Origin of the sequence: Nostoc commune NIES-4072 (genome assembly GCF_003113895.1) — a bacterium.
Taxonomy (GTDB): Bacteria; Cyanobacteriota; Cyanobacteriia; order Cyanobacteriales; family Nostocaceae; genus Nostoc; species Nostoc commune.
In genome coordinates this window covers 157,575-183,505 of sequence record NZ_BDUD01000002.1, presented here as the reverse complement: position 1 = coordinate 183,505, position 25,931 = coordinate 157,575, and the positions used below count along the sequence as shown (strand labels likewise).

Below are 25,931 nucleotides of genomic sequence, written 5' to 3'. Positions count from 1 at the left end.
CTCTACTAATAAACATCAGATACCAGTCAATCACTTCTATAGAACCCATTTAATATCTTTTTTAGCTAGCAGCTAGTCTTTTGAGCATCAATCTGATAAAACAAAGCTTGAGCTTGGCATTAGCACGAGCGAGTGTTCGGTCAAAATTTTTGACTAAACTTTTACATCGCTCCACCCAAGCGTTTGACCTTTCAATAACCCATCTAGCAGCAACAGGCACAAAGCCAGATTTGCCAGTAGCTTCTTTTTCAGCTTTTGATGGTTTGGCTGAGAGTTCAAATTGGATTTTGGTCATAATCTGGGGATAAATCTGCTCTAACGCTATTGTCAGTTTCTCCGGGTGATAGCCATGATCTACTAAGATTGTAATCTTGGGCAGATCGACAGGTTTAGATATGAAATAATCAATGTTTTGCTCGAACATTTCAATGAAGCCGCAATCATCAGACAAGCTGGCTTTAGAGAGCGTGAGTAAAGAAGGGAAAGCCAAGTATATCAACAGCTAGGTGTCTTTTAATCCCATTAGTGGCTTTGTAGAAACAAAACCCTTTGGATTCAACACTGGCATTACAAGTGTTTTTTACAGCTTGGGAATCAATCATCATCAAGGTTGTCCACTGTGGTTTTTTTTGACTTGTTCCCGCACCTGATGATGCAACTCAGTCATGATTTTCTTCAAGATGTCCTCTTCACACCACTGCTGGTAATACCAGAATACTGTTGAATATGGCGGCATATCTCTAGGTAAGTCAGCCCAATTACAACCATTCTTAAGTTGATAAAATATCCGGTTGAGGATTTGCCGCTTTGTCCATACAGGGGGTCTAGTTTTTTTTCTTAGTCGGCAATAATGGCTCAATAATTTCCCACTATGCGTCAGTCACGTCGCTTGAATACCCCATTTTCAACCCTCACTGCTTGAATCCACCTATTTCTGTTGATTCTACTTGGTCGGCTAAAAGATATCAAATGGGTTCTATAATCAATATCATTGGTCTAAACGAAATCATACTTATAACCGAACAAATATTGAATTTGATGTAGTATTAGATTTTACTAATTAATCGGCGAAATTCAAGCTAGTGTAATTACTGAGAAAGAGAAAAGGGAAATGTTGAAGAAAAAACTTTTCCCCACAATGCCAATAAGTCAAGAAATCTATTTTTTACTAACCCAAGCAAGATCGGAAAATCTCGAAAAAATTGCGTTAGATATTGCTCTGATTAAGGCTGACCAAGAAAGTCTCCTTTACCAAGTTCTACACCGCAGTGCCTAAGAATGTCATAGGCTGTTGTGACATGGAAATAAAGGTTTGGTAAAACAAAATATAGGAGAAATGGCATTCCTTGAAAAGAGAGAGTGTTGTCACGCATCTGTAGGGTAATTTCTCTCTCTTCTGAACCGTCAATTTGCTCAGGTTTAAAAGTATTTAAATAAGAGATAGTTTTTTGAATACGGTCAATAAGTTGACCAAATGTAGTTTCATTGTCCTCGAATTTAGGTGGTTCTATTCCTGCTAACCGTGCGGCACCTCTATTTACTATGTCAGAGGCAATTTGTACTTGCTTTGATAATGGAAACATATCTGGGGATAGACGACTATTAATCAAGACATTCGGATCTATTTTTTTAGTTTCAGCATAAGCAGAACCTTTTTCAAGAATGTTTGTAAGGTTATTCAGTGTGCGAATAGACACGGGTATTAAAGCTTGGTACATTGAAATGGTCATTGAGATTTCTCCAGAAAAAGTTCAAACGACTTTGAGCCGCCCCATCTAATATTAGGGGGTATTGGCTGTGATATTGTGTCAAAGAATATGGAACCTAATTTAGTCACAGATCCAAAGATACTAAATGTTTTGAACGAACTTATACAACGGGAACCGATTTTTCATCGTCCAGAGTTGGGGACGAGACGTACCGATTTTGAGCGGATGACGGAAGCCACATTTTGAGAAGTGGGTGCGTCGGGTCGGCGTTACAGTCGGCAGTATGTGTTGGATGAGATGGAGAAGCGTTATGCCAGCCCAGAGGAAGACACATGGCAGACTCGCGACTTTCATTGCCTTGAGATTGCCGCCGAAAACTACCTTGTAACCTATACCCTGATTCAGGGTACTCGCATTACCCGACGCTCAACGATCTGGCGACAGACACCGCAGGGTTGGAAGATTGTGTATCACCAAGGAACTGTGGTAGAAAATGCCTGAATAGAATGTTTACACTATGTACTGATACGAGTTCTCGATATGCTATCTGACGTTGGTGTGCGACTAGAATTTTGGTGAGGCTCAAAGACAGCCCCCATAGTTAATAATCTCTGGATGCTGGATAAGAGTTAGTTCTTTTTGCTTGGGAGGAACTGACATTTTAGCGATCGCAATCTGTGCCCAACTTTCTCACGCCATCCACTCAGTCCACTGCGGGCACCTGTCACCAGTCGAGCAAATTTTTCATCTCCACATTCTCAAACTCCAGCATCACGCCGCAACGCTCACCACTCTTGCCCAAAGTATTGCCCATCTCCTTCAACAGCGATCGCCAGCCGCTTGCAGAGGCTAAAAATGCTTTTAAAAACCTCTTAGTAAGAAACTTTAGAACTTAGGTTTTTACTTGGGTTGCCACAATGGAGTGATATCAAGGTTTTTAGCAGCAGATACGGCATTCTAACCTACTTAATACGGTTTACACCCCTTTAGTTTTTGTAAAGTAATCGTAACATTTATTTATATAAAGCAATATTTGCTTAACTTAGCAAACTCAAATAAAAGAGTAGGTAATAAAAGCGATGAATCAACCCATTGAATTATCTTTAGAACAAGAATTTAGCCTTAGAACTTTCGCAGACCAAGTGAAGCAGATGTCTCGTGAACAAGCTCAAGAATTTTTGCAGATGCTGTATAAGCAGATGATGATAAGGGAAAAGACTTACCAGGAACTGCTCAAATATCAATGGGAAGTTGGTTCAGGTTCAATCTTGGGTTAAAACAAACTTGCTCCCGTCAACTGTAGAAAGAGCCAACACTGGTAAGCCCAAGCTGTATTTTCAGCATTGCTCCCCTTGCAACCTTGAATAGCAGCACTTTCTACCTGGGTGAGTGTTTGGGGAATGTCAAAGGATATTATGTGAATTACTTGTGTGGTCATCTCTTTTGTGCTAGCGAGTCACCAATGACCATGAGAATTGCAAATCCCTCAAAACGTGGGCGCTTAGAGGGATTTTGGGTATTGATATTTGGTATTGGGTTTTTTGACAGCTAGGTTAAATTATCTGCTTTCTTAACGGCTGACTTTAACTCTTCAAATGTAATACTACCGTCAGAGTCTGAATCATAATTTACTAGCAATTCCTGGGGAGTACTGATAGAAAGTTTCTGATGAAATGATTGTACTTAAGCCAGGACTTAAAAAAAGATCATTAATGGAGATTTTGCCGTCAAGATCGGTATCTAATTTATTAAAAAGAGATTGAAGCTCTTGCTCGGTTGCCATAAGTTTCTATCTGAAGAACCGTTTTTCAACTTAATATCTCATTAATCTCTGATTAATCTCTCAAAATTAAATAAACTTGTGTCAAAAGACGTAGAAACTGCGATCGCTGGGGCTTAGATGGGGCGTATCTGCCACCAATTAAGCAAATTTGTCAGGGCTTGCGTCTTCAAACTCCAGCATTACACTCAACCGCTCATCATTCCTTAGCGTACTGAGTAATTCTTTAATATATTGCCCATTTCTTGGCTTGAGCGATTCTTCGAGAACACCGCACATCGCAGAAAATTTTGGTGTATCGAATGTATCTTAAGTTGCTCCCGATGTGATAGCATACCTTCAACAATTTTAGATAGCATACCTAATCCATGAATCAAGTTCGACTCCCTAAAGTTAGCGTCGCCGTGATTGGTTTGGTAGTTGCAAGCGTATTTCATGCTACTCCCGTGCTGGGAGCTATTCTAACTAGACAAGAATTTTCAGGTGATTTTACCTTAGTCGATGCTACTAGCCCATTCCTTACGAACTCTTTGCCAGAAGAAAGCGAATATTCTGGATTCGTGGTTTACTCAGAGTCCGGGACTTTGAGCGATTGGGAGCTATCCGTCAACAATCTAAACTTGAATTTGAATCCAGGATCTACTAATGGCAGTAACTTAACCCCAGATGTTGATTTTGAGCTTGATTCTGGGTCGAATTGGAATTTAGTGGTTGATTTTGGCATTGCTTTTGATGCTCCTAGATATACCTTATTATTGAACTTCAAGCTCGGAAATTAGCTTGACGGGTGAAGTGGGACGGGCAGGAACATACATCTATCAAGATTCTGCTGCCAATATTACCGTCAGTTCTTCATCTACATCCATACCTGAACCCACTTCCCTACTAGGTCTATTGTTTGGAGTTGGTGCAATTGCTGTCTCTAAAAAAGCTGGTAAGACGAAATAGTAAAGCATGAATTACTCAACTCTTTACCAAAGCTTTCTCGATCTACACAGCTTTGAGCCAATCACAGACTACAGAGGTAAACTCAGAAGCGAAGTTAACCACCTATATACGTATGTTCGACTCGACCAGTTGTGATCAATGACTGAGCTTGTACTTTGCCCCAGTTCAAGCTGTATCAATATTGCTCAAGTTGACAAATAAAATCCAATATGAGTGATGTAAATTTCTCAGGATACCAGAGTCCCCATTCGTGGAAACCTTCTTCTACAGTAATTAATTTAGAGTCTGGAATAATTGCCGCCATTTCTTGAGCGTTACTTAATGGTGTAGTTAGGTCTTTTTCTGACCATAATAACAAACAGGGAGCTGGGATTTTTGGTAGCAGATGGTTGATATTTTCGTATAAAGAAATTAGCAATCCTTGAATGACATTTTTTGTATTAAATAATAAGTTATAGGAGAAAATCAAAGGAATATCAACTAATTTCAACCTGCGTCTTGGGAGAAACAGTTGAGCGGTCATTTCGATTGCCCTTCGCGGGATCATCTCCGGTATAGATGGCGTAGGAATTCCAGTACTATCTATCAGAATTACACTTCTGACTTTTTCTGGAACAAGTGTAGATAAAGTAATGGCAATACCTCCGCCGAATGAGTGTCCTACTAAATGAAATTGTTGTAAATCCAAAACTTCCAGAAACGAAAGGAGACATTTGCTATAGCTAAGGTAATCGGAAAGTGAACCTGCAACCCCGCACCCTTTCATCTAGGAATATCAGGGATATACGCTTTTCACTCTTACCCAAAGGAATAATTGTATTGCCCATCTCTTCTTTTGAGCGATCGCCAGCCGCAAGCAGAGGCTAAAAATGCTTTTAAAAACCTCAAACTAGGAAAATTGAGAACTTACATCACGGTTGGTCAGAAATTCCCGCCCCAGCGTCAAATAATAGTGCATTCTCAGTGGGAGCAACGCGATTTTGTGAGGTGCTAAAATCTGGGACGTATATAGCTTGTTTCAGGATGCGATCGCAACTAAAAAACCAGATTTTGTTGAGAATATAGGGGTGTAATTGAGAACTAAACCCCGATCTCACTTTTTCGCGTTGCTCCCATTCTCAGTTGAGGATACCACCCATCATCATCTTTCTCGACCAAATCAGGGGTTACGTCAATTTCGTAGCGACGGGATAATTGGGCCTTGCGCTGCTGATGTCGTTGAGTTTTCGTTTTCGCCCTTTTATCTTGCAGCTTCTTCAATTCGGTTGGGGAGAGTTCATCGGAATCCGCGATCGCCTGACATTCAGCAGTATACAATTGCTCACTTGCCGCTTTTACCGACTCGATTACAGCCCCACTCTCATCGTCCGATGCATCGTCGGCATCGATAATGGTGTACCCATCCTCGACCAAACCCGCAAGCACAGACTCTCAATAGCGCCGCATCTCGACGTTAATCACAGAACCACGTTTACCCCAAGTCTGCAATGACTCTGGTTGAAAATTCTGATCAACGTAGCTCAAATCCGCATTATCCGCCGCCGCCGACAACAGCGCAATCACATAGACTAGATTTTTATGGCTCAAAGTTCACTTCTAATCAAAACGTTTGATCCATTCAGGTAATTGGCTTAAGTAACAATATAAAGCATAAGGGTGTATGTAACATTCTATAGTATCCCAAGCTTTAACAACTTCTGGTATGTCCTTAAAATCAATTTCACGCATTCTGTAATAAACCCAGCCTGATTTATATCCTTTTGTCTTTGCTGTCAGTTTATAATTAGAGTAAATAGACCCAATAGACTCAATTGATTTTTTAATAACTTCAGATTTCAAAGGGTTTCTAGTATGTTCAAAATGCTCTTTAACATCTATGTTTGGATTGTAATCATATAAATTAGAACGACGAAATTTAAATTTTGATACGTTATGAGGTATGTCTACAGACAAAAAAATATATGATTCTGTTTTATAGTAAACATAGAAATCTGTAAAATCACCCTTTTTACTTAGACCATAGATTTTGATAAAATCTTCTGTGATTTCCTTCCCATTAAACTCAAAGTGAGACTCGCCAAGATATTTATAAGTAAGCTGATATTTCTCGTTTTGTTTATCAGTTCCTCTTTGATAAAATAAATAAGAATTAACATCTAAATCTCCCAAATAATTTAGTTCCTCAACAGCTAGATTATTTGGCAGTATTCTTGATTGTAATTGTTCCAGATTTGGAAACATTATACTTGACTTAATGTCTACTTTAATATATTAAATTAAAACTACAAAGTTTATTAAAATTATGGAAAAAATTAATTTATTTAAATATATTATCTGTTGATAAGACGGATAAAAAGTATTAACAGGGATTAGAATAAAAGTAGTATTAAGTTACTGAAACGGTTACTTGAGAGAAAATACTAATAATGTCGCAATGTCCAAAAACAAATCAGCCAAAAAACAAAAAACAAGTGCATTTGACAGCCAATTTCAACAATTAAGGATTGGGCAATTTTATCGCTTAATGTCCCAAAAATATGGGGTTGGTTGCGTTGTGATTAATTATTTAGCTCACCCGGCAACAGGTGATTTGTTCAAAGTAGCAACCTACGCATTACCGACGAGTAATGATTTACTGCCAATGGATAGAATTGTTGTGGCTGGACTCAACCCAGAAGAAACTATCGCATACGTCCGCTTAACTAGCATCAAAGAAGAATCAGTTTTAGCTCTCACGCACATGAGCGCCCCAATTATGGATGAGGTCGTAAATGTCCATAAAAACGATGAGATAACGCTTTTTAGGTAATTATTAGCCAACATAAATCAACCCGACAGCAAAGGCGACGCTCCCTCTGTGTTTGCACTGACTACACACAACCAAAAACCCAAAAATCACCCCATCCACTCCACCCAATCAGGCGCATCTGCCACCAATTGAGCAAACAAGTCTTGGTCAATGTCCTCAAACTTCAGCATCACCCCACAACGCTCATCACTCGTCAATGTACTTAGTAGTTCTTTAACTGCGTCAACACCGTACACAAAGCGTTCAATCGCCAACTGAGCATAATATTTAACCCGTTCACACCAAGAAATACTGGATGATTCATCTGTGTCCACACCCCCCCAATTATTACTTCCATCTATTTCATTGGGGGGTGTGGACGGCGGGTTCATCCCATACTGTGTCTGCATTCTAGCCGCATACGCTGCATTTCGTTCTTGTTCATCTTGGCGTTTCTTTTCCCTGTCCTCCCGTTGACGAAGCCGATAAGAGAGTACGTTCTGGATAAACACCACATTCTCAGTATTCAGCCGATAATACCGAACCCGTTGACCATTCTCAAGTGGTCGGCGAGACTCAGTAGATAGACCCAATTGCGAGAGATACTGCCCCAAAATCCAGATCGGTGATTCATCAAGGGGAATAGTCAGATTGAGAATCCCCTTAACGTGAGATGCGTTACGCTTGGAGAACTCAGCCAAAACCTGAATCATCGCCTCGTCGCCTTTAATCTCAACCCCAGCGATGAGATCCAACAGCACTGCTCTCAATCCCAGCCGATGACGCATAAGCCACGCGGTAGAATGGTTACTCCAGTCAGTGCAGATGCTCAAACGTTCACGCTCTGATTTATCCCGCTCTGCCACAACAGGCGGCGGTGCAACAAGGTCATCGGAAATCATTTCTCCCGGCGCTGCCAATATCGCTTCAAGTGCGACAATCTTTTTAATTAAGCGTCCCCCGTCATCTTGCTCAACCAGTTCTGGGGTAACGCTCATCCCATAAGTGTCCTGAATGCGGAACTTCTCACACTCCAGCACCTCCTCCGGCTTGAGATAATCCTGATGCTGCCTACTTGTGTAAGTCCTTCTATCAATATCTTTGGCATTGGCAACTTTACCGTAATGCTCCGAATCGATAGCAATACCAGCTGCCTTCATCCACTGCGAAGTCCTTTCATCACCACCGTCGCCCAAAGGAATAATCGTATTGCCCATTTCTTCAAGTAGCGATCGCAAGTCAGCCCGTAAATTATTGATAGACCAATTGCGCTGCGCCTCAATCTGACAGCTAGCATCCAACGCCCAGTCTTTCTCTGCACCACGTCTGCCCGTTTCTCTGTCAATACGGATGAGAAACGCAGTCATTTCATTCTTCTGGAGAATCTTTTCTTTGATGCGACGGGCATTAGTTTCGGCGTAACCAAATGGAGGGCGTGGTGCAACCCAAACGTGCATGGGAACATTGGGACGATACCGCCATAACTGCTGGGCGCATTCTGTAGCCGATTGACTTACAGCATGAAACACACCGAATATTGCATCAAAATGTTCAGTGGAAATGTCAACTCCAGTACCGAGACTGGGAGTAATCAGAAAAGCGTCGATATCCTTAATGGCGACGTTAATCTCCCTGATGAAAATCACATTTTCCTCACTGCCACTGTTTTCCGAATGAATAGCCCACACCCGTAACTTGCGGTCTTCGGCTGATTCCGGTGTTTCGTCGTTATCATCAATTGCGGAACCATCATTGAGCGCTCTCTCCAGCTTTTTGATAAACCGCTTGCTATCACTGACCATCATCAGTTTTTGACCTGACATCAGTTGAGCGTGAAACTCGGCAACGATCGCACTGCTGTTTTTACCTTCATACCAATAAACCTGACGACCCCCTGAGCGGTATTCGTTTTTGATGATGTAGGGTTTTTCGCCAGCCGGTCGCATTTGCATAAAAAACTCAATGGTCAAATCATCCAAGTGGGCATCTGCTAAAACAACCAACTTGGCATTGTAAACCAGATACTCCAGCACTTCCAGAATAGCCCCCCGGTGTTCTTTGCAAGTTTTGGACTTGAGCAAGTGAGCGAGGTACTGACAGGCTTCATCTATAAATAAGATGTCATAAGCCTGTAAATCATTCGCCATTTTATACAGCGAGTCTACGGTGATGCTGAGTGCTTTGGCTTTAGCCCAGTCGCCGCAAGAAATTGCAGAGTACATTGCTGTTTGTAGGCGATCGCTGAGATTTTTCAGCAAAGTAACCCGATGCCCGTTATTTAAAAAGCTTCTTTCTGGGTTATCTCTTCTAATCATTGCCAAGATTTCGGTCTTGCCAGTCCCCATGTCAGAAGCCAAACCAACTAACCCTGATTGAGGCAGTGAGCGGATAACTGTGGAAAGATAGCGAGTATTGACTATTACATTGGGTTTGAAATTGCGAAGTCCCCTGGCACGATTAATGAAAAATCTTTGCTGGTATTCGTTGATTCTCAAGGCATCAGCAATCATCGTGCTGACTGCTTTCTCGGCTTTCTTACCCAAAGCCACAACCCAATCGTCAATTCCTTTTTCGGGCCCAGGCAGCAGCGCCACAACACAATGGCACGCAAGTTGGAGAATAACTTGGCAGGTGCGGCGAGTAGCAGTAAAAACCTGCTGTTTGGTTTTGGGCTTGCTTTCGTAGTCGAAAAGAATAACGAATTTGCGTCCTTTCTGCGCCATTGGAACTAAATCGGGGTGCAGGTATTCCAAGTCTTCCTTGCCGACTCGACCGTTCCAGATTCCAGGAAGTGCGATCGCTACAAATCCCAAAGTTAGGAGACAAGCGGCTTTCTTCTCGCCCTCCGTAAGGCATACAGGGATTTCGGGGTGAGCCATGACCCAAGCCCAAAACCCTAAAACTTCACCATCCGAGGTAATAGTGATATGTTCTGGCATTGGCACGTCATACCTCAACGATATTAACCGCCAAATGTGTAGCGGTACTCTCAGGTAGGTGACACGATTGGGAGTTTTGGGTGGCGACTCATATTTAACGGGCTTTTGCGTTTGCTCAAGGGTTGTCTTGTCCCATTCGAGTCTTGGGTAATCGGGTTTCATCCGTCCCCAGTCCATCGGTAGCCAATCTTTAAGCGGGTCAAGTCCACTAACCCACCATGCGCCCGACTCTACGTGAGCGTATCTTTTCAAGTAGCCATCGCGCAGTCGCCCATCGTTGCGTCTGGCAGTTTGGGGGAGAGCGTATAAAAGGTATTCGTATATTTCCGAACCAATGAGTGAACGGACATTTAGGGTAGTGAGTTTGGGATCAACGGCGGAATTGACTACCCATTCGTGCCAATGGTTGGGAGCTAGCTGATTATTCGGATTTTGGTGTGCATCGATAATATTCATATCCCCTCCGATATTTTGACGCATGGATAAGTTAGCGGTATATGCTCATACCGCTAATGAATGTTGGTTACGCAGATAGGGTTTAAAGAAGTGTTAAATGAGTACCAGCAATCAATAGGCTGACTGATGCGATGGCTGGATTTATACCCATTGATTGCTCATTGTCTGCGTGCCACCCTATCGAATCCATACCTGTGCGATATTGATTGCCGATGACAATACGGAACTTGTAACCAGTCAACGCAGTGATTCTGTCCCGTAAGCTAGACAGAGCCTCTGTCCACCATAGTGGTTTTAAAAAGACGCTATTAGAGTAAAGATAATCACATCCGGCATCACCATAAATACACTCCAGGCGGGGAACAGGCATTGTTTTACCCGCGATCCTGATTTGATTCTGTTGCCACTCCAGTTTCAAGCAGTGTTGGTAAAGTTCATTGGCTTGTTCAAGACTTAAGAAATCGGGATAATAAGTGATGGGTAAAACTGGGACTGATTCAGCAAATAAATTGAGTTGTTGCATGGTACTTTTTTCCAATTAAAGAAAGTATTTTGAAAACAATTGCTGTTAGTTTTGACCAGTAGAGAAAACCTCAATTAATACACTTTCTGGATACAAACCAACTTTTCCAAAACGTGGGTCATGAATGCGTTCTATTTCTATTCCTTGTTTCCGACACAATGCGCTTGCTTTTCGACCTTTAGTACCGGCTTCTTTAACCGATATTTCTAAACCTTGAAGATTGGCGAATCCAACAACGCTGTATTTATGTCCACATGGGGTATTTACTCTGTCTTGCTCAACTTCAACCGCTTTGAGACGGTGCAAAATTTCAGTCTGTTGCTGTTGTTGTTGGAGTAAATGCTGTTCTTGCTGTGCCATCTGTTGAGCGATTGCAGCGAGTAACTGTATTTGTGTCATCGCTGTTTCGCTATTAGAGGCAGGTTTTGTCCAGCCCAATTTGTCTTGAATCCATGCCCGAATGCCGATGGTATTGAATGAACGGCATACTAATCTGGCTTGCTTGGTGCAGTATCTACCAGCTTCGTAAGCGTAGTACTCTAAGATAATTGCGTTGGCGTACCCGCCCGCCGCAGGCATCGCTATATCAGGGATTCCATCGGTTCTCCACTGGCTGAGGTCGGCGGCTGAAAATCCTTGCAGCATAAGCTCTTTGGCTAATTTTGAGGGTACTAGGTCGGCGCTTGATTTTAAAGCTTTTCTGATAGATTCGTCATCAACTCCAGCTAGTCGTGCAGTAGCTTTGATGCTGGCTTTACCATGACCATTGGAGTCTACTTCAATCTCTTGAGATATTTGCTTTATGATTTCGGTGATTTCAATTGCTGACATAATTTTTAGTTATGTGATAATTTGCAGTTGTGTGATTAGAAAGAATTAAATATTCACGCGCACCAAACTTTTTTCACCAACCAATGAAAAACGATTCGATATAGTTGGTGTCTTAATTAACGTTGGTGACATCAATTCAATAAGGTAAAACCAAGAATTATGCACCAGCGCAATCCCCAGAATCAGCCGTTGTTTTGTTCCCTGATCGTGAGAGCAGAGGATCACTCTTTCGCCCAAAACAAAAGCAGGTTTTTGCACAGTAATGGCTTCTAATTCACCAGTCCCGATGATTTGGTTTTGTGTAGCGTGGAGGATTTCTTTACCGCAATCAATTGAATAAATCCAGCACTCGTGTTTCCATTGCATACCGCAGCAGTAACCAAATCTCCTTGTAGTTCGTAGGAAAACTCTCTCCAGTAAATTAACTGCAACAGGTGGAATTGTTCCACGCCAAGGTGGAGAGAGATACCAGCTTGTTTGAAGTGCGTTAATGTGGTCAATCATGCTTTTCTCCCTAATAAGTAATTAATGGCTTCGGAGTCAATAGAGGCAATACGCTTTTTTAAATGTTGTGGGGGATTTTCAAAAAAGCTTTTGAGATGCCATCTCCGAACTTGATAACGCTTAGAAGAACGGCGACTAGTTTTCAACCAACCACGTCTCACCCAACCAGAAACGGTGGTGGAATGCACACACAGAACACGGGCGATTTCAGCACTGCTATAGTTATCGAGAAAGGGGCTTGTAGAATAACCCAAAGCCCAAAGCTTAGTAGCGATAGCGATTGGAGTACGAAAATACCCATGTCTTTTTAAGATTGAGGCTATTTGTTTAGGGGTATAAAGTTCAGCTTTAGCTTCAATGATTCCGAGTTCTTCATCAGTCCATTTGGGATTCATTTATTACCTCCAATGTTTATGCAGATTTAGGAGAAGAATTTTCTGGTACAATCCGAGCGCTGATAGATTCAAAGTCCACTTGGAAAATGTTCATCTCAGTTTGCATTCCCCCAGTGTTATAGCGGTTTACTATGTGCTGTTTGATAGCAGATTGATTCAGCCCATCAGGAATATTGATATGTGCTTCGCTGGTAATTTTTTCAAAAACTGTAACGATGACTCTCATGGTTAATTCCTCTGATGTTGAGAATTCAGGAGTCAGGAGTCAGGAGTCAGAAATCAGAATAATTCTGAATCCTGAATTCTGACTTCTGACTTTTGATTTACACCGCTCCGGCTTTTGCAGCTTGCAACTGTTGCATCCATCCGTTGATTGCCGTTAATTCATCAGCACCCTTAGCAACAGCATCAACAACAAAATTTTGATATGAAGACTCGGCATGATTAGGATATTCACACTTGCCTGAAGCCCAAGCCAAACACATTGTTTTTACCAGTTCATTAATCTTGGTAATATGAAGTAGACTTGGACGGTCAACATCCTGAAATTGCAACCACTTCTTGACTAAATCAAGAGGATAATCAAGCAAAGTACGGATATTTTTGATTCGTAGGTCTTGAGGATGTACTTTTTGCGGAACTACACTAAGTTTTGCTGGAGCTACTGGGGTTTCTGCTATAGATGGGATAGTTGAGGATGTGCCACCTAAGCGAGATTGAATCTCATTAATGAGAGTTTCCCAATCAGCATTTTTATTCCATTCTCTTTCAATTCTGCTTTTAGTTACTGCATCATATAGATTACAGAAAACGGTATTTTGTTCACCAGCAGTAGCAGCAATAATCAGTGGCTTAGAAAAATCCTGGATACCTGATGCAGCAAGCAGAAAGCTTTTGGTAAAGTTTGTTTCAATACCACTTCTTATGACATAAAGTTCATCGGCACTGACAACAATATCCAGCTTCAGATTATCCTTTCCTTTGAACTCTTTAGTCGTAAATCGCAGTTCAGACAGACACCCAGTTAATGCTCTTTGGGTAACAGGGATGGTTTTCTCCCTGTCAATATCGTAGTGATACCACAGGTAAGATTCACCACCTAACTCGGCGTTTTTGACATATAAATAGATGGGTTCTGGAGGGTTGCATAAACCTAGTTTGATTTCAGTAACCATATTTTGTTGACCTGTGCAATAATTAGTGGTTTGTAACGTAACTTTCAGTGCTTTACGATTGCTTGAAGAAAAGCTGATATTCAAGCAATCGCTTTTTTACTAAACAGAAAGTTCTCGATTCCGTTCTAACTCCCATTGCAGATAAGTCAGTGCAGTTTGAGCATCAGCAATGTTTAAATCAGGTTGATATCCCAAGTCCAACAGTTGTTTGTAGTCTGGGTGTGTAGCAATTTCGGATATCAGAGTTTGAGCTTGTTCAACTAATTGGTGGAGATTTGGGTTAGACATCTCAATGCCAAGCCGTGAACATAAATCCTCTGCTTTTACTCCTATTGTTCCTGGTTCAATCTCTGTCGCTAATTCTTCAAGTAAAGATTGAAAATTTGGGTGTTCATCGTTAATTTCAACCTCAAACAAATCTGCACTCTTTGTAACGGTGGTTGCCCAATCTGGTAATGTGTGTGGAATCGTCTTAGCGTAAAGTTTCATAATTGGTTCCTCTTCGATTAAGAGCTAAAAATCCTCGGCAATCTCTAACAAAAAGCCGCGTCCAGTGTTCTGTACTTGCACCAGTTCTTTATCCAACAGGGTTTGAATAACTGAATCAGAGAATTGGAACTGAAGCCGATGCAGAGGTACACAACCACCAAAACAATTCAAAATGCAAAATTCAAAATGCAAAATTGATTTCTTATTCTTCAATTTTGAATTTTGAATTAATAATTTTGAATTTGAGCGAAGCGAATGATTTGCTCTACGGTCAAAACTATTTGTAGAATTAGCCATTTGTACTACCTCCAGTGATGGCTAATAATTGGTGTTGCCGAATTGCTATCTGCTGTTGATAAAAGTCAATTTCTGCGCGTATCTGTGAAAATAGTTCCTGTGGGGAAAGCGGTTGGATTTGAGACTCCTGAAAGTGAAACAATTCATCAGAGTTTTTATCAGGCATCAGCGTATAGCGCCAACCACCACCGAATTGTTCAGCCAATTCTGTACCATAGGGATAGTAATAAAGCCCCAGAATGATGCCATCTTTAGTACGCTGATCCAAAGCAAAGCGAGGGTAGTCCCAGTGTTGGGGAATGGATATTGTTGGTTGCATTGATTTAATTGGGGATTGTTGAGAATGTGGGTAGAGGCGATCGCAGATTGTTATGAAAGTGCGATCGCCGTGTTGTAGGAATTACGCCGCTACTAACTCCAAGTGCGGCTCATATTTGGGCAACCGTTCCCACTCTTCGGCGGTCAGTTCGTCAAATGGGCGATCCAGCAATTGCTCACAGTCGGGCACTTCTGCATCCAGCAACTGCTGTAATTCCTCAGTAGTCAGTTGCTCCAATGGGCGATATTGCAAGTATTCCTGAGATGGTTCAGCCTGGAGTACGACATCCACCATCGACAGCCACCACACGGCATCCAGCGCTGAGTCGCAGGGAATACGCTGCTGCATTTCGTCTGTGGCGCGTGTGAACCACCAGCTGCCGTCAGTCTGCCCTACTTCGCCCAGTTTCAGGTCGTTGTGGTATATTCCGTCATCGAGGATTTCAAAGCCGAATTTCTCACACTCGATGAAAATCTGTGCCATGATTTGGTTAGAGAATTGTTCCCCCATGCTCCCCGCTCCCTGCACCGTTGCCTCTTGAGCCATCGAGAGCGATCGCACTGCATCAAACACCGAGTTAGAATACTGCTGCTGACCTGAACAACCCAGGATTACCCACCAATTCCCATTAGTGCAGCCGACTTGGCCCAATTTGCGTAGTTTGCCGCCTTCAGTATCGCTGGTATAAATCCCATCGTCGATAATTTCAAACCCGTAATTCTCGCACTCGTTGAAGATATGCGCCATGATTCGGTTTTCGGTCGTGGGGGGTGTTGTTTCTTTCTCCTGCACTGGCAGTGTGCCATCTTTGTAGTGAGTGCAGATGAACCGATGACAGCGCATTAGAGTGTTGGCACGGAATACTTCTTTACCGTTGACCATGACTACCCAGCGTTGGGTTAGGTGGTTGTCGTCATGGCTGATGCTGGCTATGAGTTGATTGCCAGCGTAATATTCGTAATCAGAAAACGAGATTTCGACTATTGTGAGGGGTTCGGGAGCTACAGCTTGGGCTTGGTCAGCGATGTAGTTGTCGAGTTCGGCTTGGGCTGTGGTTTGTTCGTCGGGGGCAGCAGGGGCGAGTTTTTGAACTTTGCTTGCCTGATATTCAACAATCGCAGTAATCCAGGCATCCTTACAGCGTTTGTCGCTTACTTCAACTGTACAGGCGATTTCGCTGTAGATTTGCTTCAGACGGGCAATGGATTTCAGTTGCAGCTGTTGTTGGCTGTAGATAATGTGGGTCATAATGAATCAGTTCCTAACGGGACGGAAAGCGCTTCGATTACCAGTCTGGGGCGCTTTCTTTATACCTAATAGTGTAATCTGTTAATTAACAGATTGTCAACTGTTTAGTTGACAATTAACATATACTTTTAGAATTGGAATTATGACTATGACTGTGAAAGTAAGACGGATTATTAAGCTAGAAGTTGATGTTCCTGGATTGGGCGATCGCATTAAACAGGCCAGAGAAGCTAGGGGGCGGCCAGTTACACAGATGGCCAAAGAAGTTGGAATATCCCGTAACTATTGGTATCAGTTAGAGGCGGAAGCTGTTTTAGGTGGTGTAGCAGAAGAAACTCTTCGGAAAATTGAAGAGGTGCTGGGTGTAGATTTAGGGGTACAGTTTGATGATTGACCTTTATACTATTAATCCTCTTGCTCTCCCCTCTGTCTTATTAGAGAAGCGATACCTGGGTTGGGCTACAACTATGCAGTTATCAGTTACATCCAGAATTTACGTTGCAATTGACTCTGAGAAAATCTCATTGAACTAGAAAAGGTGGAATCATGCCTAAACCACCTTCTAGACGCAACAAAGCCACCTCTGCCCCATCTACCGATTCAACTTCAGCAGCTAACTCTGCAAACGAGGATATCTCCCAGCAAGTAGATCCAAGTTCAGCAACAATTACAGTTAGTGCTGCGGAAGTTGAGGAGTTGACAGAGGAAGAATAGCGCAGCCTGACAGCATGGCTATGCTTACCGCAATCAGCTAAAGCGCAGTGCATGGACAAACCGCAGTTTTTGTCCTGAATGAGTTTTTGTCATACAAGCTAAAACTGCATAAGATCAGTGAGTCTGGAGTTAAGAATGAATGTCAGGCAATACTGCTGTTGATGGTTGAGTTCAAATATTTATGGGTGTAGCATCACGATATTGGCAACTAGTGAAAATTGATGCTGCTGGACGGCGGCAAGTCCAGGCAATTGCTCGAGCTAAAGCGTTTTTCAGTGATGTGTTTTCAGGGATCGCCTGCGGTGGGCACAACGCGATATCTACGACGGGCTACGCATACGCAGATAATAATGATGTCCCAGATGCAGAAATTCAACTCCAACTGGTGCAATTATCGCGGGATGCTCCTGCTGATAGATGCTTGCTAGCCCAGCGTTGCCTACTCTGCTTTATATCTTGGCAAATTGAGCAAGTTTGCTTACAATTAGAAACTAATTTTGGGATTGCTCATGGTTTTAATTGCAGTGATTTATTACCTTATGTCCTAGATGACGATGGCAGATTAGAACCAACAGGTTCTTACCAATGCCTTTCTCGAAAAATTTTACAAAGTTTTGACCCAGACCAAAGTAGTCTCACAACCTGGACAACGACAAAGGTAAAACAATATCCGGCGCTCAACCAATTTTTGCTGGAATCAGGATTATATCTTGTGAGTGACTGGGCAATTCTCAACGATACTCGACCTAAACAGCTAGAGCGAATTTTCAGAGAATTTTATTCGTTAACGCCTAAAGAAATTGAATATTTCGTCATCTTTTTAGAAAGTTACCACCTTGTGTATCGCGCACAAAGGCTGCAACAGCGCTCTTTAGGTATCAGGGGGAAATGTCTGCCGCCCACTACGCAGCAATTACAAGAAATTGCTTTAAATATCCAAAGTCAAAGCGGTCAGATGCCCAAGAGTGAAACTGTGATGGCACAATTACAAAAGCTTGCTTCTCTATTGCGACAGTATCGAATTCATGTCCGGGGTGGTTTTTTACCAACAACATCGATAGATGTGTTGGGTAAACAAAGTATTCTGAATGCTGATGTTAGCAATCCTGGAGAGAATGAAGACGAGCAAGCAGATTTTTTGCAGTTATATCGTCCTGAATTCCTCGCTTGTTTAGACCAAGCATTAGCTGTGGTGATTACATCACGAGTGAAACAGTTACTTCCTAAGAAAGGAGATAAAGCCCAAAAATTCCTGACAGCACTCCAGCTAGTTTACTGTCAACAAATGCCGATGACAGAAATTGCTAGTCGGTTAGAATTAAGGGCACAGGATGCAGTAACTCGCTTGCTAAAACTCAAGGAATTCCGTGCTGATGTGCAACAACAGCTTTTGGTTATATTGCGCGATCGCGTCCTTGATTTGGCAAAAAATTACTTTGATACAGGTCGTCTTGAAACCCTAGAAGATCAGATTTCATCTGCCCTGGAGTCACACATTTCTACAGTAATTAGAGATGCCAAAATTTCATCTCAAACGCCTCAAAGTATTGTAATAAGCAATCTTTTTTCCCAGCAATTATGTCGTTATCTCGATAGAATAAATAAGTAGATATGAAAAATATATCAAGTAACATTCCTGAGCTAGAGCTAGATTTTGAAGTTCTGCCTACAGAAACAATTATTCTCTCATCTAACCAAATCAATCAGGCAGTAAAACTCAGTCAGCAAATTCCCAGTACATCTCGGCAGTGGCAAACTTATATTCATGCTTTAGCACTATTTGCTTTTGAACAATGGCTAGAAGAACGCGCCGATTCTCTAACTATTAATCGGGAACAATGTACAGTTTTGCAGCCACCACTTGCGAATGCGATCGCAGCCGTGGCCAATTTGCAAGTTGGTGAATTTAAACTCTGCCTGATTCCCACTGCTAGCCTCACTGATTTGGAAGTGACTCTACCTAAAGTAGTCGTAGATTTACCACAATATGTTCCTCATTTTTATGTATTGGTAGAAGTTTTAGAAGAACAAGAATCTGCCGTGATTTCTGGATTTATCTCCTATCAAGAATTAATAAAAAATCAGGTAAGAGCGAACTTACAGTCGGAGTCAGACTGGACTTATCAAATACCTTTGAGTTGGTTTGAAGCTCAACCAGACCGTTTGTTGTTATATTTGCGTTGTTTAGAATCTGAAGCAATTTATTTACCAAATGTCAAGAGCGAAGGCTCTCATATTTTATCGACAATGGAAGGTGAATTAGCGACATTATTACCGCAGTTACAATCACCCGAACGTGAACTTTGGGAAGTGTTGACTTGGGAACAAGGAAGTGCTGTTTTGACTAATCCAGAATTACTCAATTGGGTTTATAATTTGCAGCAAGCACACAATACACCCAAAATAAACTTAAAAGATTTACTGAAATTCTTGACACAGCCAGCCCTCAATGTCGGACGTTGGTTGTGGGATGAATTAGATGAATTAGGGGAGGAATTTTCATGGGTGCTGTTACCTAGTTTGACACCTGCGATCGCAATGCGAAGTCCTACAGAAGAATTTCAAGCAATTATCACCCAACTTCAGCATAGAGGTGTAGAAATTCCTTCCCAGGCGCGGGGTGCTTATCACGATTTAGTATTAGCAGGAATTTCTTTGCGGCTATATGCTGTAACTTGGCATATATTATCTGAATCAGACAAACATTTATGGACATTATTGTTAGTGCTAGGTACAGTTTCACATGATGCTTTACCTTCACATTTAAAAATGCGGGTCAGTGACCAAACGAGTATTTTATTAGAACAGAGTACAAATCAAGAACAGGGAAATTCTTATTTGTTTACTCGTGTGGTTGGCGGGTGGGATGAGAAATTTCTGGTTAGTGTGAGTCTAATAGATGGTATAGAGTTGACCTTACCTCCATTTGCATTTTATCCAGTGCGATCGTTTTAGTTTCTCTGGTTACATTTTTTGTAACGCTAAAATGAAAGCACATTTGGAAAATACCCAAACAGGGATAAATTATGTCTCAAGCCATAGCACAACTCAATCTATTGACGTTTGATGAATTTGTGGAATGGAAACCTGATGGCGTAGTTGATTTCTAAACCTTGGTTTAGGCGCTATTGACGTTTGATGAATTTGTGGAATGGAAACCTGATGGCGTAGTTGATTTCTAAACCTTGGTTTAGGCGATCGCTAACTGAAACTTGTTTGTTACAAACCTTTGTAGGTTAAATTTGGCAACTACAAACAAAATTTTTGCATAACCTCCCAAGCGTGAGAGATATAGATAATCAGCCAGTAAATACTCTCACACTGCTTGGAGGACTGCTTCTCGTGCATTATCGTCTTAAATTCCTCTCTGTTGCTACTTTAGTGCTTTCGCTGTTCTTATTTACAAGTTTTGCTCAATCAAAGACAAGAAGATTAGTGCCAACTATTCTGACTGCACAGGCGCAAACGACACAAGAACTTAGGGAAGAAGCACTGCAACTGACTCAATTAGGTTTTCAACAGCTTAGTCAAAGTCAATTTCAACAAGCGGTAAAGACTTTTGAACAAGCTTTAGTCATTTTTAGACAAATAGGTGATCGCCAAGGCGAAGGTGCAACTCTCAATAGTATTGGGGCAAATTACGAGAACCTGGGACAATACACCAAAGCCTTAGAGGTTTCTGTGCAAGCTTTAGCTATTCTTAAAGAAATGGGTGATAAATCCGGGGAAGCTATAACTCTCAGCAATATTGGCAAAATTTACGAGAGTCTGGGACAATACACCAAAGCGTTGGAGTTCCATGAGCAAGGTTTAGCTATTGAGAAACAACTTGCTAATCAAGCACATAAAGGAATAATTCTCAACAATATTGGACAAGTTTACGACAAGCTGGGAGAGTATGCCAAAGCATTGGAGTTATATCAGAAAGCCTTAGCTGTTCATAAACAATTCCGCAACCAAGCAGCGGAAGGGGTAATTCTCAGCAATATTGGCACCGTTTACCAAAATCAAGGAGAGTATGCCAAAGCATTAGAGTTTCATCAGCAAGCTTTAGCAATTCACAAACAATTCCGCAACCAAGCAGCGGAAGGGGTAACTCTCAACAATATTGCTACAGTTTACAAAAATCAAGGACACTATGCCAAAGCATTAAAGTTCTTTCAGCAAGGTTTAGCTATTCACCAACAAGTCGGCACTAAGGTGCTAGAAGGAACAACTTTCAACAATATTGCCGCAGTTTACGATGATTTAGGACAGTATGCCAAAGCATTAGAGTTTTATCAGCAAGCTTTAGCAATTCACAAACAAATTGACTACAAAGTAGGGGAAGGCATAACTCTCAACAATATTGGCGTAGTTTATGACAGTCTAGGGCAGTACGCCAAAGCATTGGAGTCTTATCAGAAAGCTTTAGCAATTCGTAAACAAATTAGCGACAAAGCAGGAGAAGGGTTTACTCTCAACAATATTGGCAAAGTTTACAAAAGTCAGGGACAGTATGCCGAGGGCTTGAAGTCTTATCAGCAAGCCTTAGCTATTCACAAACAAATACGCAATAAAGCAGGAAAAGGGCTAACTCTCAGCAATATTGGGGGAGTTTACGCCATTCTTGGACAATACACCAAAGCATTAGAGTTTTATCAGCAAGCCTTAGCTATTCACAAACAAATCGGTGATACAGCAGGACAAGGGATAACTCTTAGCAATATTGGCGTAGTTTATGGCAGTCAGAGTAAATATGCCGATGCGGAAAAAACCTTATTTGCTGCTATTAAAGTTAACGAGACTCTGCGAACACGAGATTTAACTGATGACCAAAAAATATCAATCTTTGAAACACAAGCTTCTACCTACCGTTTTTTACAAAAAGCTTTAATTGCCCAAAATAAAACTAACACAGCATTAGAAATATCTGAACGAAGTCGAGCTAGAGCCTTTATTGAGTTATTAGCCTCCAAGATATCTGGAAATATCGACAATCAACAAGCGATCAAACCACCTAATATTGAGCAAATTAAGCAAATTGCTAAAGTACAAAATGCCACACTTGTTGAATATTCAATTATGGAATCAAAACTTTACATTTGGGTTATTAAACCAACTGGTAAAGATGCCACAAAAGCGGCTTTTAAAGAAAAATTATCAACTGCCAGGATTATTCATTTAGCAACGCATGGATTGTTAGATGATGCTGATAAGAGTATACCAAGCGCGATCGCCCTTACACCCACCAGTAACGATGACGGTTTGCTCACCCCTGCGGAAATTGTCGATTTAAAAATCAACGCTGAATTAGTGGTGTTAAGCGCTTGCGACACTGGTAGAGGTGCAATTACTGGTGATGGTGTGGTTGGATTATCTCGTTCTTTGATTACGGCTGGCGCGCCGAGTGTGATTGTCTCTTTGTGGAAAGTTCCTGATTCAGCCACATCAGAATTAATGACGGAGTTCTATCAACAATGGGAACAAAATCCTGATAAGGCTGTGGCTTTACGGAATGCGATGCTGATTACTATGAAAAAGCATCCTCAGCCTGTTAATTGGGCGGCTTTTACGTTGATTGGGGAGTCTTAGGAAAAGTTCACACAGAGGCGCAGAGAGGGAACGGAAAGAGTTTACAGTATATTTTATCAGGGTTTATCGGCGGTTAATTAATTATGACTGCTTCTATTTTTAATTTAAAAGTTCAACAATTCGATCAACTTTGTGCATTTGAACTATCTTGGGGTAAGGGTCAGCAACTTGGTGTGACACTCGCCTATCCTGATGATCTGGATTTCAAATACCAAGAATGGCAGCGAATTTATCTCCGTTTTTATAACACAAAATTGCGAGGCAAAGTAGAAGAGATTGGGAGTTTTACTACACCGCCTGTTGATTGGCACTCGCAACTAGTCCAGGCAGAAGCACAACTTTTATATGAATTTCATCACTGGTTACGCAGTGCAGAATTATATGAAATTCGGGCAGCGATCGCCCAAGCAACCAAAAACAGCAATAATCGCTATATTGATATTTTTATAACTTGTAATCCTCTAGAATTGTCACGATTACCGTGGGAAGTCTGGGAACTTGGCGCAGAATTTGCTCTCGATTATAGTAAAATTCGTATTGTCCGCACACCGATAAATAGGTGTGAAGCAATAAATACTAATGGCTACCATGCTCGGAAAGCTAGAATTTTAGTAATTTTAGGAGATGAAAGTGGTTTAGATTTCAAAACAGAAAAATCAACTGTAAGTTCCTTAGAATCGGTAGCTAAAATTACTTTTATTGGTTGGCAACCCCACGAAAGTATTACTGAATTAAAAACTAAAATTGTTCAGGAAATAGCCTCAGAAGCAGGATGGGACATTTTATTCTTTGCAGGTCACAGTAATGAAACAAGTTTGACTGGTGGAGAAATAGCGATCGCTCCCAATGTAGCTTTATTAATTAGTGAGATAGAACAGCCATTAATTACTGCTAAATCAAGAGGATTGCAGGTTGCTATTTTTAATTCTTGCAAGGGTTTAAGCATTGCTAATAAACTCATTGACTTAGGATTAAGTCAGGTTGCAGTCATGCGCGAACCAATTCACAATCGCGTTGCTGGAGAATTTTTTCTGCAATTTATCCAAGCATTAGCTCAATATCAAGATGTCCACGAATCATTATTAGCAGCATCGAAATATCTGAAGTTAGAAAAGAATTTCACTTATCCAAGTGCTTATCTAATTCCCTCTTTGTTTCGCCATCCAGAAGCAGACTTATTTCGCCTCCAACCTTTTGGTATCAAGGAATTTTTTAAGAGTTTGAAACCAAGTCGTCAAGAAGCGATCGCACTTTCGGTTTTGCTAATAATTAGTTTACTATTGCCAGTGCAGAGCTTTTTGTTACAACGGCGTGTACTGGTACAGGCTTTCTATCGTCAAATTACCCGTCAAGTTGCAAGTGTTGCAAGTCTACCGCCAGTCCTCTTGGTGCAAATTGACGAAGAATCGATTAGACTCGCCAAAATATCCAACCCTAAGCCGATGAATCGTCAGTATTTGGCGAGTCTAGTTGACCAACTGACGGCTAATAAGGCTAGGGTAGTCGGTATCGATTATCTCCTGGATCGGCATCAAGAGCAAGGCGATCGCATTCTTGCCAAATCTATTCAAGCTGCTGTAAGTTCTTCACCCAGTCCGACATTGTTTGTATTTTCTGCAACTTCTAACGACAACGTATGGCTGAGGGTACTACCTGAAATTGCTAATCTTAATTGGAGTTTAGAAGGGGAAATTGACAATTATCCTTGGTATATGGAACTGTTACCCCATGATGATTTTCAATCCCAGCCTTGGCACTTTGCTAGTTTATTAGCTCTTGGGTATCAATTGCAACAAATTCCCAACGCACCGCAGCCAAAAATCGACAGCAAAATAGACTTTTTTCAACAGATTAGTGATTTTTTAAAAGATGCTAATAAAGCTAATCAAACGATTTTAAAATCAGAGCGATCGCATCTACAATTAGTTACAGCTTTGAGTTATTCACTCAAGCAAAGTTGGTTACACCCAATCATTGACTTTTCCATTCCCCCTAATCAGGTATATCATTCTATTCCGGCTTGGCAATTCTTAGAAAATCAAGCTGTTCCTCAAAGCTTACAGCAGCAAATTGTGATTATTGCACCCGGAGGATATAACGAAGCTGGGATTGTCAAAGATGGTGATGATACTTTTAAAGATTCCGAGTCACCACCTGCTATTAAATACTGGCGCAATCAAGAAAATCCCATTAACAAAAGCAAAGTATTTACAGGTGGACAATATCATGCTTACATAATACATCATTTTCTAACTCAGAGATTAGTTATTCCAATTCCCGATTTCTGGATGATTTGCATAGCGATATTGCTAGGCAAAACGATATATTTACTGCGACCAAGTAAGCAGTATTCTCTATTGCAATCGTTAATGTTGCCCAGTATTATTACAGGGTTGTATGGACTGGTTAGCTTGCAAATTTATATATCTGCAACTGCAATCCTATTACCTTGGTCTTTACCATCGATAGCATTCTGGTTTTACGCTTTACCTACTATTTCCAAAAGGAAAACTCATGAATAAACTTTTATTACATATTGTGGTGCTATCAACTATCGCTTTGAGTACTGCACCTGTTCTATCTAATCAAGCGATACCTGCTAAAAAAAGTTCAATACAACAAACCTTTTCTTGGGCAAATATTTCTCGAATTCTATTTAGTAAAAAGCCTCCAGTGGAACCGCGCAAAGGTGGTTCTCGTCCCAGTGATGCTATCTGTATGGTTTCCCCAGACGCTCCCGCTAAACCCAGAATTGTTTGGAGCGATCGCCCGTTATTTATTTGGAAAGGTCGAGTGCAAACAATAGCAGTACGTCCAATAAATAGTGAGCAAGACTTATGGAATCAACCAGTAACACAGACTCAGAATATTACCTATCAAGGTCAACCACTACAACCAGGTCAAACTTACCAATGGATGGTCAACTCATCGAGATTCGTCCCATTTCAAATTATGGAGACGCAACAGCGCGATCGTATCACCGCAGAATTGAAGACTTTAGAAAATCAACTACAAGCACAAGGAGCAGATATTGAGGCGATCGCCTTTGCTAAAGCCAAGTACTTTGCTGATTCTAATCTGTGGTCAGATGCCTTACAGCAAGCTTACTCCGTGCAAAATCGTTCAGATGGATTGCAGGAGATGATCAAAAATATCGATAACTTGTGTGACGTACCTAAATCAGACGCTAAGAATTCCGCGACTCGTTAGCAAATCGCTCTGATTTTGCATAACCTCTCAAC

At 41.4% G+C, this 25,931-nt stretch carries 34 protein-coding genes and 1 pseudogene; 13 read left to right on the top strand and 22 right to left on the bottom strand.

Annotation, left to right across the window (positions count from 1 at the left end; all coding sequences use genetic code 11):
* Nucleotides 1-61 precede the first annotated feature (61 nt).
* From CDC33_RS33145 to CDC33_RS33135, 3 genes are all read right to left on the bottom strand, one after another.
* Entirely contained in the window at nucleotides 62-490 is a 429-nt protein-coding gene (locus tag CDC33_RS33145) for a transposase (protein ID WP_244919469.1), read from the bottom strand.
* Nucleotides 491-604: 114 nt separating this feature from the next.
* The gene (locus tag CDC33_RS33140) at nucleotides 605-859 is read right to left on the bottom strand and encodes a transposase (RefSeq protein ID WP_219930127.1); all 255 of its coding nucleotides are present in this window, start codon (nucleotides 857-859) and stop codon (nucleotides 605-607) included.
* Between the two features lie 364 nt (nucleotides 860-1,223).
* The gene (locus CDC33_RS33135) at nucleotides 1,224-1,730 is read right to left on the bottom strand and encodes a DUF1993 domain-containing protein (RefSeq protein WP_109012906.1); all 507 of its coding nucleotides are present in this window, start codon (nucleotides 1,728-1,730) and stop codon (nucleotides 1,224-1,226) included.
* An 87-nt stretch (nucleotides 1,731-1,817) separates the two neighbouring features.
* On the opposite strand from CDC33_RS33135, the gene CDC33_RS39980 reads away from it, so the two are divergent.
* The 4 genes from CDC33_RS39980 to CDC33_RS33125 all read left to right on the top strand — a co-directional run bounded on the left by CDC33_RS39980 (nucleotide 1,818) and on the right by CDC33_RS33125 (nucleotide 2,986).
* Nucleotides 1,818-1,955: a hypothetical protein gene (locus CDC33_RS39980; protein ID WP_219930126.1), complete on the top strand. Its 138-nt coding sequence runs from the start codon at nucleotides 1,818-1,820 to the stop codon at nucleotides 1,953-1,955.
* Nucleotides 1,956-1,958: 3 nt separating this feature from the next.
* The gene (locus CDC33_RS39975) at nucleotides 1,959-2,210 is read left to right on the top strand and encodes a hypothetical protein (protein ID WP_219930125.1); all 252 of its coding nucleotides are present in this window, start codon (nucleotides 1,959-1,961) and stop codon (nucleotides 2,208-2,210) included.
* A 142-nt stretch (nucleotides 2,211-2,352) separates the two neighbouring features.
* Nucleotides 2,353-2,562 carry a hypothetical protein gene (locus tag CDC33_RS38030; RefSeq protein ID WP_146195902.1) on the top strand — a complete coding sequence of 70 codons (210 nt, stop codon included), beginning with the start codon at nucleotides 2,353-2,355 and terminating at the stop codon, nucleotides 2,560-2,562.
* A gap of 226 nt (nucleotides 2,563-2,788) precedes the next feature.
* Nucleotides 2,789-2,986 (top strand): NblA/ycf18 family protein, encoded by a 198-nt coding sequence (locus CDC33_RS33125; RefSeq protein WP_109012905.1) that lies wholly within the window; start codon nucleotides 2,789-2,791, stop codon nucleotides 2,984-2,986.
* Here CDC33_RS33125 and CDC33_RS39440 read toward each other — a convergent pair.
* Both CDC33_RS39440 and CDC33_RS33120 read right to left on the bottom strand, forming a co-directional pair.
* Entirely contained in the window at nucleotides 2,983-3,147 is a 165-nt protein-coding gene (locus CDC33_RS39440; protein WP_181374292.1) for a hypothetical protein, read from the bottom strand. The genes CDC33_RS33125 and CDC33_RS39440 overlap by 4 nt on opposite strands.
* 110 nt (nucleotides 3,148-3,257) lie before the next feature.
* A pseudogene (locus CDC33_RS33120) lies at nucleotides 3,258-3,492 on the bottom strand (EF-hand domain-containing protein).
* 365 nt (nucleotides 3,493-3,857) lie between these two features.
* On the opposite strand from CDC33_RS33120, the gene CDC33_RS33115 reads away from it, so the two are divergent.
* Both CDC33_RS33115 and CDC33_RS41780 read left to right on the top strand, forming a co-directional pair.
* Nucleotides 3,858-4,268 (top strand): hypothetical protein, encoded by a 411-nt coding sequence (locus CDC33_RS33115; RefSeq protein ID WP_109012904.1) that lies wholly within the window; start codon nucleotides 3,858-3,860, stop codon nucleotides 4,266-4,268.
* 13 nt (nucleotides 4,269-4,281) lie between these two features.
* Nucleotides 4,282-4,437, top strand: coding sequence for a PEP-CTERM sorting domain-containing protein (locus tag CDC33_RS41780; RefSeq protein WP_369694415.1), 156 nt, complete (start codon nucleotides 4,282-4,284; stop codon nucleotides 4,435-4,437).
* A gap of 175 nt (nucleotides 4,438-4,612) precedes the next feature.
* On the opposite strand, the gene CDC33_RS33105 is transcribed toward CDC33_RS41780, so the two are convergent.
* The 5 genes from CDC33_RS33105 to CDC33_RS33095 form a co-directional block, all read right to left on the bottom strand.
* Nucleotides 4,613-5,203 carry an alpha/beta fold hydrolase gene (locus tag CDC33_RS33105; protein WP_109012902.1) on the bottom strand — a complete coding sequence of 197 codons (591 nt, stop codon included), beginning with the start codon at nucleotides 5,201-5,203 and terminating at the stop codon, nucleotides 4,613-4,615.
* Between the two features lie 145 nt (nucleotides 5,204-5,348).
* Entirely contained in the window at nucleotides 5,349-5,534 is a 186-nt protein-coding gene (locus CDC33_RS38025) for a hypothetical protein (RefSeq protein WP_146195901.1), read from the bottom strand.
* Entirely contained in the window at nucleotides 5,518-5,862 is a 345-nt protein-coding gene (locus CDC33_RS33100) for a hypothetical protein (protein ID WP_181374290.1), read from the bottom strand. The genes CDC33_RS38025 and CDC33_RS33100 overlap by 17 nt, the downstream gene beginning before the upstream one ends.
* A 6-nt stretch (nucleotides 5,863-5,868) precedes the next feature.
* Nucleotides 5,869-6,024, bottom strand: a complete 156-nt coding sequence (locus CDC33_RS39435; protein WP_181374289.1) for a hypothetical protein — start codon at nucleotides 6,022-6,024, stop codon at nucleotides 5,869-5,871.
* 9 nt (nucleotides 6,025-6,033) lie between these two features.
* Nucleotides 6,034-6,678 carry a hypothetical protein gene (locus CDC33_RS33095; protein ID WP_109012901.1) on the bottom strand — a complete coding sequence of 215 codons (645 nt, stop codon included), beginning with the start codon at nucleotides 6,676-6,678 and terminating at the stop codon, nucleotides 6,034-6,036.
* A 193-nt stretch (nucleotides 6,679-6,871) separates the two neighbouring features.
* On the opposite strand from CDC33_RS33095, the gene CDC33_RS33090 reads away from it, so the two are divergent.
* Nucleotides 6,872-7,246, top strand: a complete 375-nt coding sequence (locus CDC33_RS33090) for a hypothetical protein (protein WP_109012900.1) — start codon at nucleotides 6,872-6,874, stop codon at nucleotides 7,244-7,246.
* An 86-nt stretch (nucleotides 7,247-7,332) separates the two neighbouring features.
* Here the strand turns inward: CDC33_RS33090 and CDC33_RS33085 are convergent, their stop codons facing one another.
* From CDC33_RS33085 to CDC33_RS40800, 11 genes are all read right to left on the bottom strand, one after another.
* Complete coding sequence (locus tag CDC33_RS33085; RefSeq protein WP_109013344.1) at nucleotides 7,333-10,620, bottom strand: plasmid replication protein, CyRepA1 family; 3,288 nt, start codon at nucleotides 10,618-10,620, stop codon at nucleotides 7,333-7,335.
* Between the two features lie 82 nt (nucleotides 10,621-10,702).
* The gene (locus tag CDC33_RS33080) at nucleotides 10,703-11,143 is read right to left on the bottom strand and encodes an alpha-ketoglutarate-dependent dioxygenase AlkB family protein (RefSeq protein WP_109012899.1); all 441 of its coding nucleotides are present in this window, start codon (nucleotides 11,141-11,143) and stop codon (nucleotides 10,703-10,705) included.
* Nucleotides 11,144-11,188: 45 nt separating this feature from the next.
* Entirely contained in the window at nucleotides 11,189-11,974 is a 786-nt protein-coding gene (locus CDC33_RS33075) for a hypothetical protein (protein ID WP_109012898.1), read from the bottom strand.
* 45 nt (nucleotides 11,975-12,019) lie between these two features.
* Nucleotides 12,020-12,478: a DUF1392 domain-containing protein gene (locus tag CDC33_RS33070; RefSeq protein ID WP_109012897.1), complete on the bottom strand. Its 459-nt coding sequence runs from the start codon at nucleotides 12,476-12,478 to the stop codon at nucleotides 12,020-12,022.
* Entirely contained in the window at nucleotides 12,475-12,873 is a 399-nt protein-coding gene (locus CDC33_RS39970; RefSeq protein ID WP_109012896.1) for a MerR family transcriptional regulator, read from the bottom strand. The genes CDC33_RS33070 and CDC33_RS39970 overlap by 4 nt, the downstream gene beginning before the upstream one ends.
* A gap of 16 nt (nucleotides 12,874-12,889) precedes the next feature.
* Complete coding sequence (locus tag CDC33_RS33060) at nucleotides 12,890-13,099, bottom strand: hypothetical protein (protein WP_109012895.1); 210 nt, start codon at nucleotides 13,097-13,099, stop codon at nucleotides 12,890-12,892.
* Between the two features lie 97 nt (nucleotides 13,100-13,196).
* Nucleotides 13,197-14,048 carry a hypothetical protein gene (locus CDC33_RS33055; protein WP_109012894.1) on the bottom strand — a complete coding sequence of 284 codons (852 nt, stop codon included), beginning with the start codon at nucleotides 14,046-14,048 and terminating at the stop codon, nucleotides 13,197-13,199.
* Nucleotides 14,049-14,147: 99 nt separating this feature from the next.
* A complete protein-coding gene (locus tag CDC33_RS40805) occupies nucleotides 14,148-14,537 on the bottom strand; it encodes a hypothetical protein (RefSeq protein WP_244919468.1) in 390 nt (129 codons plus the stop codon).
* A 24-nt stretch (nucleotides 14,538-14,561) separates the two neighbouring features.
* Complete coding sequence (locus CDC33_RS33045) at nucleotides 14,562-14,834, bottom strand: hypothetical protein (RefSeq protein ID WP_109012893.1); 273 nt, start codon at nucleotides 14,832-14,834, stop codon at nucleotides 14,562-14,564.
* Nucleotides 14,827-15,153: a hypothetical protein gene (locus tag CDC33_RS33040; protein WP_109012892.1), complete on the bottom strand. Its 327-nt coding sequence runs from the start codon at nucleotides 15,151-15,153 to the stop codon at nucleotides 14,827-14,829. Before CDC33_RS33040 ends, CDC33_RS33045 begins: the two co-directional genes overlap by 8 nt.
* Before the next feature lie 81 nt (nucleotides 15,154-15,234).
* Nucleotides 15,235-16,401 (bottom strand): hypothetical protein, encoded by a 1,167-nt coding sequence (locus CDC33_RS40800; RefSeq protein ID WP_244919467.1) that lies wholly within the window; start codon nucleotides 16,399-16,401, stop codon nucleotides 15,235-15,237.
* Nucleotides 16,402-16,549: 148 nt separating this feature from the next.
* Here CDC33_RS40800 and CDC33_RS33025 point away from each other — a divergent pair, with 148 nt between their 5' ends.
* Nucleotides 16,550-16,795 carry a helix-turn-helix domain-containing protein gene (locus CDC33_RS33025; protein ID WP_199345100.1) on the top strand — a complete coding sequence of 82 codons (246 nt, stop codon included), beginning with the start codon at nucleotides 16,550-16,552 and terminating at the stop codon, nucleotides 16,793-16,795.
* 127 nt (nucleotides 16,796-16,922) lie between these two features.
* Here CDC33_RS33025 and CDC33_RS39965 read toward each other — a convergent pair whose 3' ends face one another.
* On the bottom strand, nucleotides 16,923-17,168 hold the full coding sequence (locus CDC33_RS39965) for a hypothetical protein (RefSeq protein WP_109012891.1): 246 nt from the start codon (nucleotides 17,166-17,168) through the stop codon (nucleotides 16,923-16,925).
* A 128-nt stretch (nucleotides 17,169-17,296) separates the two neighbouring features.
* On the opposite strand from CDC33_RS39965, the gene CDC33_RS33015 reads away from it, so the two are divergent.
* The 5 genes from CDC33_RS33015 (at nucleotide 17,297) to CDC33_RS32995 (ending at nucleotide 25,899) form a co-directional block, all read left to right on the top strand.
* Complete coding sequence (locus tag CDC33_RS33015) at nucleotides 17,297-18,724, top strand: hypothetical protein (RefSeq protein WP_109012890.1); 1,428 nt, start codon at nucleotides 17,297-17,299, stop codon at nucleotides 18,722-18,724.
* A gap of 2 nt (nucleotides 18,725-18,726) precedes the next feature.
* Entirely contained in the window at nucleotides 18,727-20,070 is a 1,344-nt protein-coding gene (locus CDC33_RS33010) for a DUF1822 family protein (RefSeq protein ID WP_109012889.1), read from the top strand.
* 309 nt (nucleotides 20,071-20,379) lie between these two features.
* Nucleotides 20,380-22,689 (top strand): CHAT domain-containing protein, encoded by a 2,310-nt coding sequence (locus CDC33_RS33005; RefSeq protein WP_219930124.1) that lies wholly within the window; start codon nucleotides 20,380-20,382, stop codon nucleotides 22,687-22,689.
* Nucleotides 22,690-22,772: 83 nt separating this feature from the next.
* Complete coding sequence (locus CDC33_RS33000) at nucleotides 22,773-25,211, top strand: CHASE2 domain-containing protein (protein WP_109012888.1); 2,439 nt, start codon at nucleotides 22,773-22,775, stop codon at nucleotides 25,209-25,211.
* Nucleotides 25,204-25,899 (top strand): hypothetical protein, encoded by a 696-nt coding sequence (locus CDC33_RS32995; protein ID WP_109012887.1) that lies wholly within the window; start codon nucleotides 25,204-25,206, stop codon nucleotides 25,897-25,899. Before CDC33_RS33000 ends, CDC33_RS32995 begins: the two co-directional genes overlap by 8 nt.
* The last annotated feature ends 32 nt before the right edge of the window (nucleotides 25,900-25,931 follow it).

Excerpts from the sequence above, each read along its gene's own strand:
- CDC33_RS33135 (WP_109012906.1), bottom strand. The coding sequence starts at position 1,730 with ATGACCATTTCAATGTACCAAGCTTTAATACCCGTGTCTATTCGCACA.
- CDC33_RS39980 (WP_219930126.1), top strand. The coding sequence starts at position 1,818 with ATGGAACCTAATTTAGTCACAGATCCAAAGATACTAAATGTTTTGAAC.
- CDC33_RS33125 (WP_109012905.1), top strand. The coding sequence starts at position 2,789 with ATGAATCAACCCATTGAATTATCTTTAGAACAAGAATTTAGCCTTAGA.
- CDC33_RS39440 (WP_181374292.1), bottom strand. The coding sequence starts at position 3,147 with ATGACCACACAAGTAATTCACATAATATCCTTTGACATTCCCCAAACA.
- CDC33_RS33115 (WP_109012904.1), top strand. The coding sequence starts at position 3,858 with ATGAATCAAGTTCGACTCCCTAAAGTTAGCGTCGCCGTGATTGGTTTG.
- CDC33_RS33105 (WP_109012902.1), bottom strand. The coding sequence starts at position 5,203 with ATGAAAGGGTGCGGGGTTGCAGGTTCACTTTCCGATTACCTTAGCTAT.
- CDC33_RS33095 (WP_109012901.1), bottom strand. The coding sequence starts at position 6,678 with ATGTTTCCAAATCTGGAACAATTACAATCAAGAATACTGCCAAATAAT.
- CDC33_RS33090 (WP_109012900.1), top strand. The coding sequence starts at position 6,872 with ATGTCCAAAAACAAATCAGCCAAAAAACAAAAAACAAGTGCATTTGAC.
- CDC33_RS33085 (WP_109013344.1), bottom strand. The coding sequence starts at position 10,620 with ATGAATATTATCGATGCACACCAAAATCCGAATAATCAGCTAGCTCCC.
- CDC33_RS33080 (WP_109012899.1), bottom strand. The coding sequence starts at position 11,143 with ATGCAACAACTCAATTTATTTGCTGAATCAGTCCCAGTTTTACCCATC.
- CDC33_RS33075 (WP_109012898.1), bottom strand. The coding sequence starts at position 11,974 with ATGTCAGCAATTGAAATCACCGAAATCATAAAGCAAATATCTCAAGAG.
- CDC33_RS33070 (WP_109012897.1), bottom strand. The coding sequence starts at position 12,478 with ATGATTGACCACATTAACGCACTTCAAACAAGCTGGTATCTCTCTCCA.
- CDC33_RS39970 (WP_109012896.1), bottom strand. The coding sequence starts at position 12,873 with ATGAATCCCAAATGGACTGATGAAGAACTCGGAATCATTGAAGCTAAA.
- CDC33_RS33060 (WP_109012895.1), bottom strand. The coding sequence starts at position 13,099 with ATGAGAGTCATCGTTACAGTTTTTGAAAAAATTACCAGCGAAGCACAT.
- CDC33_RS33055 (WP_109012894.1), bottom strand. The coding sequence starts at position 14,048 with ATGGTTACTGAAATCAAACTAGGTTTATGCAACCCTCCAGAACCCATC.
- CDC33_RS40805 (WP_244919468.1), bottom strand. The coding sequence starts at position 14,537 with ATGAAACTTTACGCTAAGACGATTCCACACACATTACCAGATTGGGCA.
- CDC33_RS33045 (WP_109012893.1), bottom strand. The coding sequence starts at position 14,834 with ATGGCTAATTCTACAAATAGTTTTGACCGTAGAGCAAATCATTCGCTT.
- CDC33_RS33040 (WP_109012892.1), bottom strand. The coding sequence starts at position 15,153 with ATGCAACCAACAATATCCATTCCCCAACACTGGGACTACCCTCGCTTT.
- CDC33_RS40800 (WP_244919467.1), bottom strand. The coding sequence starts at position 16,401 with ATGACCCACATTATCTACAGCCAACAACAGCTGCAACTGAAATCCATT.
- CDC33_RS33025 (WP_199345100.1), top strand. The coding sequence starts at position 16,550 with ATGACTGTGAAAGTAAGACGGATTATTAAGCTAGAAGTTGATGTTCCT.
- CDC33_RS39965 (WP_109012891.1), bottom strand. The coding sequence starts at position 17,168 with ATGCACTGCGCTTTAGCTGATTGCGGTAAGCATAGCCATGCTGTCAGG.
- CDC33_RS33015 (WP_109012890.1), top strand. The coding sequence starts at position 17,297 with ATGGGTGTAGCATCACGATATTGGCAACTAGTGAAAATTGATGCTGCT.
- CDC33_RS33010 (WP_109012889.1), top strand. The coding sequence starts at position 18,727 with ATGAAAAATATATCAAGTAACATTCCTGAGCTAGAGCTAGATTTTGAA.
- CDC33_RS33000 (WP_109012888.1), top strand. The coding sequence starts at position 22,773 with ATGACTGCTTCTATTTTTAATTTAAAAGTTCAACAATTCGATCAACTT.
- CDC33_RS32995 (WP_109012887.1), top strand. The coding sequence starts at position 25,204 with ATGAATAAACTTTTATTACATATTGTGGTGCTATCAACTATCGCTTTG.